The 9,828-nt window shown below is 70.0% G+C and carries 8 protein-coding genes; 3 read left to right on the plus strand and 5 right to left on the minus strand.

Annotated elements, in window-relative coordinates:
- Positions 1-6: 6 nt before the first annotated feature.
- On the minus strand, positions 7-1,008 hold the full coding sequence (locus MUB46_RS23155; RefSeq protein ID WP_261618343.1) for a lytic transglycosylase domain-containing protein: 1,002 nt from the start codon (positions 1,006-1,008) through the stop codon (positions 7-9).
- A 145-nt stretch (positions 1,009-1,153) separates the two neighbouring features.
- Here MUB46_RS23155 and MUB46_RS23160 point away from each other — a divergent pair, with 145 nt between their 5' ends.
- Together MUB46_RS23160 and MUB46_RS23165 are read left to right on the plus strand one after the other, a co-directional pair.
- On the plus strand, positions 1,154-1,612 hold the full coding sequence (locus MUB46_RS23160) for a MaoC family dehydratase (RefSeq protein ID WP_261618344.1): 459 nt from the start codon (positions 1,154-1,156) through the stop codon (positions 1,610-1,612).
- A gap of 7 nt (positions 1,613-1,619) precedes the next feature.
- Entirely contained in the window at positions 1,620-2,510 is an 891-nt protein-coding gene (locus MUB46_RS23165) for an HpcH/HpaI aldolase/citrate lyase family protein (RefSeq protein ID WP_261618345.1), read from the plus strand.
- Positions 2,511-2,517: 7 nt separating this feature from the next.
- On the opposite strand, the gene MUB46_RS23170 is transcribed toward MUB46_RS23165, so the two are convergent.
- The 4 genes from MUB46_RS23170 to MUB46_RS23185 form a co-directional block, all read right to left on the minus strand.
- Positions 2,518-5,769: an adenylate/guanylate cyclase domain-containing protein gene (locus MUB46_RS23170; protein ID WP_261618346.1), complete on the minus strand. Its 3,252-nt coding sequence runs from the start codon at positions 5,767-5,769 to the stop codon at positions 2,518-2,520.
- Between the two features lie 126 nt (positions 5,770-5,895).
- The gene (gene thrS, locus MUB46_RS23175) at positions 5,896-7,839 is read right to left on the minus strand and encodes a threonine--tRNA ligase (protein ID WP_261618347.1); all 1,944 of its coding nucleotides are present in this window, start codon (positions 7,837-7,839) and stop codon (positions 5,896-5,898) included.
- Between the two features lie 193 nt (positions 7,840-8,032).
- The gene (yidD, locus tag MUB46_RS23180; protein WP_261618348.1) at positions 8,033-8,374 is read right to left on the minus strand and encodes a membrane protein insertion efficiency factor YidD; all 342 of its coding nucleotides are present in this window, start codon (positions 8,372-8,374) and stop codon (positions 8,033-8,035) included.
- On the minus strand, positions 8,371-8,820 hold the full coding sequence (locus tag MUB46_RS23185) for an iron-sulfur cluster assembly scaffold protein (protein WP_261618352.1): 450 nt from the start codon (positions 8,818-8,820) through the stop codon (positions 8,371-8,373). The genes yidD and MUB46_RS23185 overlap by 4 nt, the downstream gene beginning before the upstream one ends.
- Before the next feature lie 237 nt (positions 8,821-9,057).
- Between MUB46_RS23185 and folE the strand changes: the two genes are divergently transcribed.
- Positions 9,058-9,687 carry a GTP cyclohydrolase I FolE gene (folE, locus tag MUB46_RS23190; RefSeq protein WP_261618353.1) on the plus strand — a complete coding sequence of 210 codons (630 nt, stop codon included), beginning with the start codon at positions 9,058-9,060 and terminating at the stop codon, positions 9,685-9,687.
- Positions 9,688-9,828 lie beyond the last annotated feature (141 nt).

Genomic DNA, 9,828 nt, shown 5'->3' on the forward strand with positions numbered 1-9,828 from the left:
GGTATTTCAGCGCACCGGCAGCGACGGATCGGCGGACCATTGCCCGTAGCTGCGCCGCCCGCCGGCTTCGCCCGTGTCACGGGCAGCGGACGCGGATCGCGTGTCGGATCGCAGGTCGGATCGCCCATCGGCCTGGGGCGCGGCGTCGAGACGAATCGTCGCCTGGCCGGTGCGGCGGTCGGTCTCCACCATGGCCGAGCCCGGATCGCGGGTCATGCCGTGGGCCTCGGCCTTGCCGGAAACGCCCGCCCAGAAACTGGACGCCATTCTACCGATCGGCCCGAGCCCCTGGCTGTCGGAGCGAAACAGGCCGTGGAAGGCCTGGTCTCCCGTCGACCGTCCGGGCGCGAACGCGAGATAGGTCGCGTTCTGCGGCACCGCCGGCGTCGCGTCGTAGCCCGCGGTGAGCTTGGCATAGACCTCCCGGGCGGTCCGCGCACGGCCGGAGTCGTAGAAGATCGCGCGATTGGCCCTGGCGGCGGCCGGAAACCGCTCGGCGGCGGGCGTGCCCGGCGCCGTCTCGACGAGGCGCACCAGCTCCACCGCGCCCCCCGCCCCGAGGAAATGGGCCGCGTAGAGTTCGCCCTCGCTCGCATGCCGCCCGAGCGCCTTCTGCAGCGTCTCCGCGTTGCGGGCGGTGAACTCGCCCGCCATCAGCGCGGCCGCCTTCGGATCTTCCCGCAGCTCGAGGATCTGCCTGCGCGCCGCCGCGTCGCTCACAGCGTAGCCGCCGCCGGCCGTCGGCTGGATCTTCTCGGCCAGCTCGCCGTAGCCGTGGCGCCCGCCCGCCTGCTTGAGCATGCCGAGCCAGGTGCGCTCGATGAACTGGAACAGCCCGGTCGCCGACGATGTCGGTGCCTTGGCCTGCGGATCGAGGTTGGATTCGCGCTTGGCGGTCGCCTTCAGATAGTCGACATCGACGCCCGTGCGCCGGCTTGCGTACTGCAACGCCGACCCGACGTCACCCGGTTTGCCGCCCGACAATCCAAATGAGGAGAAAAAGGACATCGCGCGGTCGTCGTCCGCTCTTCCGAAATCGCCTATGGTGCGAGGCACCGCTGCTATGGCGGACAGCTTGGCGAAACATGGTAAACGGGGCATTAACGGCACGGTCGTGCCTTAACGAACCGACAACGGATTGGAGGGGGCCCGGATGGGTGGACTTTGGTACGAGGAATTCGACCCCGGGCGGGTCTTCCAGCACGCCATCCGGCGCACCGTGACGGAGAGCGACAACGTCTTGTTCTCCTGCCTCACCCACAATCCCCAGCCGCTGCACATCGACTTCGATTTCGCCGAGAAGCACAGCGAGTTCGGCAAGCCGCTGGTCAACAGCCTGTTCACGCTCGGCCTGATGATCGGCATCTCGGTCAACGACACCACGCTGGGCACCACCATCGCCAATCTGGGCATGACCGACGTGCGCTTCCCCAAGCCGGTCTTCCACGGCGACACGATCCGGGTCGAGACCGAGGTGATCTCGCGGCGTGAATCGAAATCCCGCCCGGACGCCGGCATCGTCGAGTTCGAGCATCGCGCCTATAATCAGCACGGCGACCAGGTCGGCATCTGCCGCCGTCAGGCGTTCATGCGCAAGAAACCCGCGGAGTAGTCGTCCCGTGCGATCCATGCTTTTCGTTCCCGGCGACAGCCGCAAGAAGCTTGCGAAGTCGCTCGATTGCGGTGCCGACGCGCTGATCGTCGACCTGGAGGATTCCGTCGCCCCGACCGCCAAGGCCGAGGCGCGCGCCGTGGCCGCCGAGTTCCTGGACGGTCTGCCGGCGCGCGAGGACCGGCCGCGGATCTATGTCCGCGTCAACGCCCTCGACACCGGCCTGACCGACGACGACCTCGACGCGGTCGTCCCGCACGGGCCGGACGGCATCATGCTGCCCAAGGCCACCTGCGGCGCCGACGTCATGCTGGTCGACGCCAAGATCACCACATCGGAGGCCCTAGCCGGCGTCGGCGACGGGGCGACCCGCATCGTCGCGCTCGCCACCGAGACCGGCGGTTCGCTGTTCGAGATGGGAAGCTACAAGGGGTCGAGCGCCCGCCTGGAAGGCCTGACCTGGGGCGCGGAGGACCTCTCCGCCGATATCGGCGCGCTGACCAACCGCGATGCCGACGGGGCCTACACCGACATCTACCGGCTCGCCCGCGCGCTGTGCCTGGCCGCGTCCGCCGGCGCCGCAGTCATGGCCATCGATTCCGTCTTCATCGATTTCCGCGACGATGCCGGCCTGCGCGCCGATTGCGAAGAGGGCGTGCGCGACGGCTTCGTCGCCAAGATGGCGATCCATCCCGCCCAGGTCGCCACCATCAACGACGTCTTCACCCCCTCCGACGTGGCGATCGGCGAGGCCGAGGCGATCGTCAGGGCCATGGCCGACGCCGGCGGCGCCGGTGTCGCGAGCCTCGACGGCCGGATGATCGACCGCCCCCACCTGCGCCGCGCCGAGCGGCTGCTCGCGCGCGCCCGGGCGGCGGGAAAGCCGGTGTCGGTGTAGGGCCGCCTCAGGCCGCCGGAACCCTGGCGGCCAGCCAGTGCAGGCCGATCCGCCGCCCCTCGGCGGCAAGCGTCGCCAGCGCCGCGCCGTCCGGGCGTTCTCCGTAGCCCGCGCACGCCGCCATGGCCCGGCCCCACCGCGACACATAGCTCGTCCAGGCACAGGGCTCGATGGCGGTCGCCGCGTCCAGCGCGTCGGCCCATTCGACGACCCGGGCGGCCCGCCCAGTGCCGAGATCAGCGTCGATATCGGCCTCTATCATCGCCCGATAGAAGAACGAGTAGCAGTGCGACAACGCCTGCCCGGAGAGGACGTCGCGGGCCTCGGCGATCGCCGCCTCGACTTCGGCCGCATCGTCGCTCGACGCCGCCACCTGGCCGAGCACCACCGGCAGCATGTAGTACCGCGACGCCTCGTCGCTCAGCGCCCGCCCCTCCCGCGCCACCCGCAGCGCCTCGGCGCGGTCGCCCGCGTAGCGCAGCGCCCACGACAGGAAGGCCCGGTTCTCCGACTGGAACCGCGTCGCACCGAGGCTCGCGGCGATCTCCTCGGCGCGGTCGATCTCGGCCCGCGCCGTCGCCACGTCCCCGGCCTCGATCGCTGCGATGAAGCGGGAGTGCCGGCAGATCATCTCCGGCCGCACCGCGCCCGCGCGCTGGCATGCCCGCAGCGCCTCGTCGGCGACCTTGCGCGAGGCCTCCGGGTCCCCCGACACCATTTCCATCAGCGCCAGCATCGGCGCGTAGGCGAGCGCGACCCGGCCGAGCCCCGAGGCGCGCGCGCGTGCGATGCAGTCGGCGAAGATGTCGCGCGCGGTGCGCATCCTGCCGATCGCATAGTTGGCATCGCCCAGTCCGCCGAGCGCGGCCACCTCCACGTCGGCGGACCCCGCCTCACGGGCGAGCGCCAGCGCGGTTTCGTGCTCGGCCAGGCACTCGGCAATGCGGCCCTGCGGAAACAGCAGGTTTCCGCGCAGGTGGTGGATGCGTGCCCGTTCCAGCGTCAGCCCGGCGGCGAGGGCGCGCGCCTCGGCGCGCTCCAGCATCGCCTCAGCCTCGGCCAGCGCGTCGGTGACCCGCAGGCACTGCACGATGCCGATCTCGGCGCGGCAGCGGGCGGCCTCGTCGCCGGCCAGCCGCTCCGCGTCCTCGAACGCCGCGCGCGCCGCCGTCACGTCACCGGTCGTTAGCGCGATCTCGCCGCGCTGCTCGGTCAGCGCGAACCGGTCGGCGGCGTCCTCGGCGATCGCCAGGCCGCGGGCGTTGAGCGACAGCGCCCGGGCGAAATTGCCAAGCCGCATCTCGTCGCCGGCGACGTCGAGGAAGAGCGCCGCCGCGGCGGGATCTTCGGCGCGCTCCAGGTGCTCGGCCTGCAGCAGGCGGTCGCGATCGGCGAACAGGGCCGCGGCCTTCTGGTGCAACGCGGTCCGCCGGCTGGGCGGCAGGCTCTCATAGACCGCCTCGCGGATCAGCGCATGGGCGAACTGGTGGCCCTCGCCGGCCAGCCGCAGCAGATAGGCGGAAACGAGCGGAGCGGGATCGACGCGGGGATCCTCGGCCAGCGTCCGCAGGTCGTCGAGGGCGAAGCGGTTGCCCAGGATCGCGGCGACCTGCAGCGTCGCCTTGTCCCCGGAGGAAAGCCTGTCGAGCCGGGCGAAAACCAGGCTCTGGATCGTCGTGGGCAGAGCCCCGCGGGCCAGGTCGCCGATGTGATGGGCGAGCTGGACCAGGAACAGCGGATTGCCCTCCGCGCGCCGCACCAGGTCCTCGGTGCTGCCCGGGCCGCCGGCCCCCGCCGCGCGCGCCAGGTCCGCCGCATCCGCGGCGCTGAGCGGACCGAGGTCGATCGTGGACAGCGGCGTCTCGCCGATCGCCAGCCGGAAGCCGTGATCGACCGGGTCGTCGTCCGGCCGGCCGGTCAGCAGCAGTGCGACCGGCAGGGCCGAGACGGCGGCGGCCGCCGCGCCGATCCCCGCCAGCACCTCGTCGTCGGCCCAGTGCACGTCCTCGAGCACGATCAGATGCGGCCCGGTCCGTCCGGCCGCCGCCGCCAGCTTGCCCATCAGGTCCGCCCGCCGCCGCCGGCGCGTCTCCGGCGCAAGCTGGTCGCGAAACGCCACCAGGTCGTCCGGCACCGTCTCGCCCGTCAGCTCGGCGCAGAACACGCGGTCCTCGTTGGCGATCGCCCCTGCCGCGACGGCGCTCGATATCGCCGCCTCGATATCCTCTGCGGCGGTTCCTTGCGGCGCGTCCGGGGAGATACCGAGCAGGCCTTTGACCAACACCCGTGCGGCGTCCTGCCGGCGGCCGGCGCCGAAATCGAGGGCGCCCGCCTTGACGATCCGGAAGCCATCGGCGCGGGCGCGCTCCTCGATCGCCTCCACAAGCCGCGTCTTGCCGATGCCGGCGTCGCCGCGCACATAGACCACCTGCCCGGCGCGGCTCACGAGGCAATCGGCGAGCAGGCCGACCGCCTGGCGCAGTTCGCGCCGACGCCCGACCAGCGGCAGCGCCGGCCGGCCGTCGGCGGCCGCCACCGCCCTGACGCGGGCAACCGCGACGGGCGCGTCGAAGCCAGCCACCGCCATGGCGGCAGCCGGATCGAGATCGAAATCGCCGGCGAGAAGGCGCACGAGATCCCCCGATACCAGGATCTCGCCGGCCCCGGCGGCATCGCACAGCCGCGCGGCGAGGTTCACCGATGGTCCGATAACCGTGTAGTCGCGCCGCACGCCGCTGCCCGATGCCGCCGCCATCACCATGCCGTTGGCGACGCCGGAATGGACGCCGACGCCGGCAAGCCGCCGCTCCTCGGCCAGCCGCGCAACGCCCTGGCGGATCTCCACGGCCGCCGCCACCGCCCGCCGCGCATCGTCGGCATGCGCCACCGGCGCGCCGAACACGCCCATGGTGCAGTCGCCGATATGCTTGTCGACCGTTCCGCCGTGCCGGGCGATGGTGCCGTCCGCGATCTCGAAGAACGCATCCAGGATCGCGCCCGTCGCTTCCGGGTCGATCCGGTTGGACAGTTCGGTGAAGCCCGAGAGATCGGAAAAGAGCACGGTCACCGGCCGCATCTCGCCGGCGGGCGCGGCGGCCGCCGCCACGTCGGGAAGCACGCCACCGCAGGCGCCGCAGAAGCGATCGCCCGGCTCGACGGGCGCGCCGCAGGCCGGACAGCTGGCGGCGAGCGCGGCGCCGCAGGCGGCACAGAAGCGCCCCCCCTCCTTGTTGTCAGCACCACAGGCCGCGCACTGCATCCCTTTGCTCCGCGAGAACCGGAACGGGCTGCATTATGCGCCGACTATCGATTTGACGCCAAGGCCGGGTGCGAACTCCGGGCGCCAAGACCGGGCGCAGTCCGGCGCCCGGTCTGGATTTTCGGCTCAGGCGGCCTTTGCCACCCCGGCCCGCTTCAGGTCCGGCGGCGTCGCCTCGTCGACGAACCCGGCGATCGCCTGATCCAGCGGCAGCAGCGACTGGTCCTTGGAGCCGAGCCGGCGCACGTTGACCGTGCCCTCCTCGGCCTCCCGCTTGCCGCAGACGACGATGACCGGCACCTTGGCCAGCGAGTGTTCGCGCACCTTGTAGTTGATCTTCTCGTTGCGAAGATCGATCTCGGCGCGGATGCCCGCCGCCTCCAGCTGGGCGAGGACCTGCCGGGCGTAGTCGTCGGCGTCCGAGGTGATGGTGGCGACCACCACCTGCACCGGCGACAGCCACAGCGGCAGGTGGCCGGCATAGTTCTCGATCAGGATGCCGGTGAACCGCTCCAGCGAGCCGAACATCGCCCGGTGCAGCATCACCGGCACGTGCTTCTCGCCGTCCGCGCCGATGTAGAACGCGCCGAGACGGTCCGGCAGGTTGAAGTCGACCTGCAGGGTGCCGCACTGCCAGTCGCGGCCGATGGCGTCGCGCAGCACGTATTCGAGCTTCGGCCCGTAGAAGGCGCCCTCGCCCGGATTGAGCTCCCAGGCGATGCCGGCGGCCTCGCAGGCCTGCTTCAGCGCGTCCTCGGCCTTGTCCCACACCGCGTCCGAGCCGACCCGCTTCTCCGGCCGGTCCGAGAACTTGATGCGCACGTCCTCGAAGCCGAAGTCGCGGTAGATCGACAGGATCAGCGCGTTCACCGAGATGCATTCCTCGGTGATCTGGTCCTCGGTGCAGAAGATGTGCGCGTCGTCCTGGGTGAAATGGCGCACGCGCATCAGCCCGTGCAGCGCGCCGGACGGCTCGTAGCGATGCACCTTGCCGAATTCGGCGATGCGCAGCGGCAGGTCGCGGTAGCTCTTCAGGCCGTTCTTGAAGATCTGCACGTGACCGGGACAGTTCATCGGCTTGCAGCAATGCACCCGCTCGTCCGGCGTGATCGTCGTGAACATGTTCTCGCCGAACTTCTCCCAGTGGCCCGAGGTCTCCCACAGGCCGCGCTCCATCATGTCGGGCGTGTTCACCTCGACGAACCCGCCCTCGTGCTGGCGCCGGCGCATGTAGGCGATCAGCGCCTGGAACAGGGTCCAGCCGTTGGCGTGCCAGAACACCGCGCCGGGCGCCTCCTCCTGGAAATGGAACAGGTCCATCTCGCGGCCGAGGCGGCGATGGTCGCGCTTCTCCGCCTCCTCCAGCATGGTCAGGTAGGCCTTGAGGTCGTCGTCGTTGGCCCAGGCCGTGCCGTAGATGCGCTGGAGCATCGGATTGTTGGAATCGCCGCGCCAGTAGGCGCCGGCCAGCTTCAGCAGCTTGAAGGCGTTGCCGATCTTGCCCGTCGACGGCCCGTGCGGGCCGCGGCACAGATCGGTCCACGCGCCCTGGCTGTAGAAGCGGATGTCCTGGTCCTCGGGGATCGCGTCGATCAGCTCGACCTTGTAGGCCTCGCCCTTCTCGCCGAAATAGCGGCGCGCCTCGGCCCGGTCCCAGACCTTCTTGGTGAAGGCGGCGTCGCGGCCGATGATCTCGCGCATCTTCGCCTCGATCTTCGGGAAGTCGTCGGGATGGAACGGCTCCTCGCGGGCGAAGTCGTAATAGAACCCGTTGTCGATCACCGGACCGATGGTCACCTGGGTGCCGGGGAACAGCTCCTGCACCGCCTCTGCGAGCACGTGCGCGCAGTCGTGCCGGATGATCTCCAGCGCGTCGGGCTGGTCGCGCGTGACGATCTCGATGCGCGCGTCGGCGGTGATCGGTTCGGCGAGGTCGGTGAGTTCGCCGTCGAGCTTCACCACCATCGCCTTCTTGGCCAGCGACCTGGAGATGCCCTCGGCGATCTCGGCGCCGGTGACGCCTTCGGGGAATTCGCGCTTGGAATCGTCGGGGAAGGTAAGCGTAATCATGGTCTTCTCCTGCTCAACTCCTGCAAACCACGCAGGTAAGCGGCTTTTGTCGGGTGGCGGCAGCCGCGCAGGGCAGACGCCGGTTTTCCTACGTTGCACCCGGGCGCGGCCCGGGCATTTCATGCCCCTTCGACGCAATTGCCGGGCAAGGCCCGGCAATGACGGAATGGGGCATCCGGATCACCTCGCCGGATCAGTCCGCATCCGGGCGAAGCGTGATGTGCCGGCCGCTCCAGCGGCCGTAGCGCCACGGCTTATACCAGCGCGCATCCTCCGGCAAGCCGTCCGGAATCGGATCGAATCCGGACGACCCCCACGGATTGCAGCGCGAAAACCGGGCGATTCCCATCCACAGGCCGGGCCAGGCGCCATAGCTCCGGATCGCATCCTCGGTATATTCCGAGCAGGTCGGCAGATAGCGGCAGCGCCGCCCGATCAGCATCGACAGCGTGTAGCGGTAGACGCGGATGAGCCCGATCAGCAGGCCACCGGCGATCCGCGACGCGATACCCGGCTTTGCGGCGGGCGACGTCAACAGGCCGCCGACTCCCTCTGCTGCGCCAGCGCCTGCTCGACGGCCTCGACCGTGGCGTTGAAGGTCAGCATGGTGGAGGCGTGCCGCGCCTTGAAGTCGCGCACCGGTTCCAGCACCGCGCAGTCGGCCCAGCGCCCGTCCGGCGGCGGCCCGTTCTCCTTCAGCATCGCCTGCATCGCGTCGCGCACCGCGATCAGCTCGGGCAGCGTCGCGCCGATCACGTGCTGCGCCATGATCGACGAGGCGGACTGCCCCAGCGCGCAAGCCTTCACCTCGTGGGCAAAGTCCGACACCCGGTCGCCATCCATCTTCACGTCGACCGTCACGGTGGAGCCGCACAGGCGCGAATGCCCGGTCGCGGTCCCGTCGGGATCGGACAGCCGCCCCAGCCGCGGGATGTTGCCTGCCAGTTCGAGAATGCGCTTGTTGTAGATGTCGTCGAGCATCGTCGGGATCATCCGGTTTCCGCTACCGGTACCGCAAGGCCGGCTTTTGGCCCCTCTCCTTGCGAGGGGGATTGCGCCCCTATATATCGAGACGGAAGGGTGGCGCGGCAAGCCGTTTATGGAATCGGCGAATTTTGGCCCTATAATTGATCCGTTCCGGACAACGCGTCGTTTGAATCCGGAACGCAACGCAGAAGGGTGCTGACCGCCATGTCCGATAGCTCCGGCAAGAACTCGATGGACGCGATCCTGCGCAACCTGTCGACGTCGTCCGTCGAGACCCGCGAGCGCGACGCCGCGGCCCGGCCGAGCCGCGAGCAGGTCGAGGCCGCAGTGCGCACGCTGCTCGCCTGGACCGGCGACAACCCCAAGCGCGAGGGCCTGATCGACACGCCGCATCGCGTGGCCAAGGCCTACGAGGAGCTGTACGGCGGCTATTTCGAATGCCCGATCGAGGCGCTGTCGCGCACCTTCGAGGAAGTCGGCGGTTACGACGACATCGTGCTTCTGCGCGACATTCCGGTGCAGTCGCATTGCGAACACCACATGCTGCCCTTCGTCGGCAAGACGCACATCGCCTACTATCCGGAGGGCCGCGTCGTCGGCCTGTCGAAACTCGCCCGCGTCGTCGACATCTATGCCCGGCGCCTGCAGACCCAGGAAAACCTCACCGCGCAGATCGCCACCACCATCGACGAGGTGCTGCAGCCGCGCGGCGTGGCGATCCTGATGGAAGCGCAGCACATGTGCATGAGCCTGCGCGGCGTGCGCAAGCACGACGTCTCGACGATCACGACCCAGTTCACCGGCTTGTTCCGCGACGACCCGGACGAGCAGGACCGCTTCCTGCGCCTGATCCGCAACTAGCCGGCTCCACCGCGCACCGCCCCTGTCCGCCGGAAGCGACGGCCGAATGGGTCCCGGATCACGTCCGGGACACGCGTCTGGTCGGGTGGCAGCAGTGGTGATCCAAATAGAAGCCGCGTGCTCCGGGCTTGACCCGGAGCC

The organism is Microbaculum marinisediminis, assembly GCF_025397915.1.
In the GTDB taxonomy this organism is placed as follows: domain Bacteria; phylum Pseudomonadota; class Alphaproteobacteria; order Rhizobiales; family Tepidamorphaceae; genus Microbaculum; species Microbaculum marinisediminis.

Bases quoted from the DNA above. Each gene is read 5' to 3' on its own strand.
- MUB46_RS23170 (WP_261618346.1), bottom strand. From the start codon at position 5,769: ATGCAGTGCGCGGCCTGTGGTGCTGACAACAAGGAGGGGGGGCGCTTC.
- MUB46_RS23155 (WP_261618343.1), bottom strand. From the start codon at position 1,008: ATGTCCTTTTTCTCCTCATTTGGATTGTCGGGCGGCAAACCGGGTGAC.
- folE (WP_261618353.1), top strand. From the start codon at position 9,058: ATGGACGCGATCCTGCGCAACCTGTCGACGTCGTCCGTCGAGACCCGC.
- MUB46_RS23160 (WP_261618344.1), top strand. From the start codon at position 1,154: ATGGGTGGACTTTGGTACGAGGAATTCGACCCCGGGCGGGTCTTCCAG.
- MUB46_RS23185 (WP_261618352.1), bottom strand. From the start codon at position 8,820: ATGCTCGACGACATCTACAACAAGCGCATTCTCGAACTGGCAGGCAAC.
- thrS (WP_261618347.1), bottom strand. From the start codon at position 7,839: ATGATTACGCTTACCTTCCCCGACGATTCCAAGCGCGAATTCCCCGAA.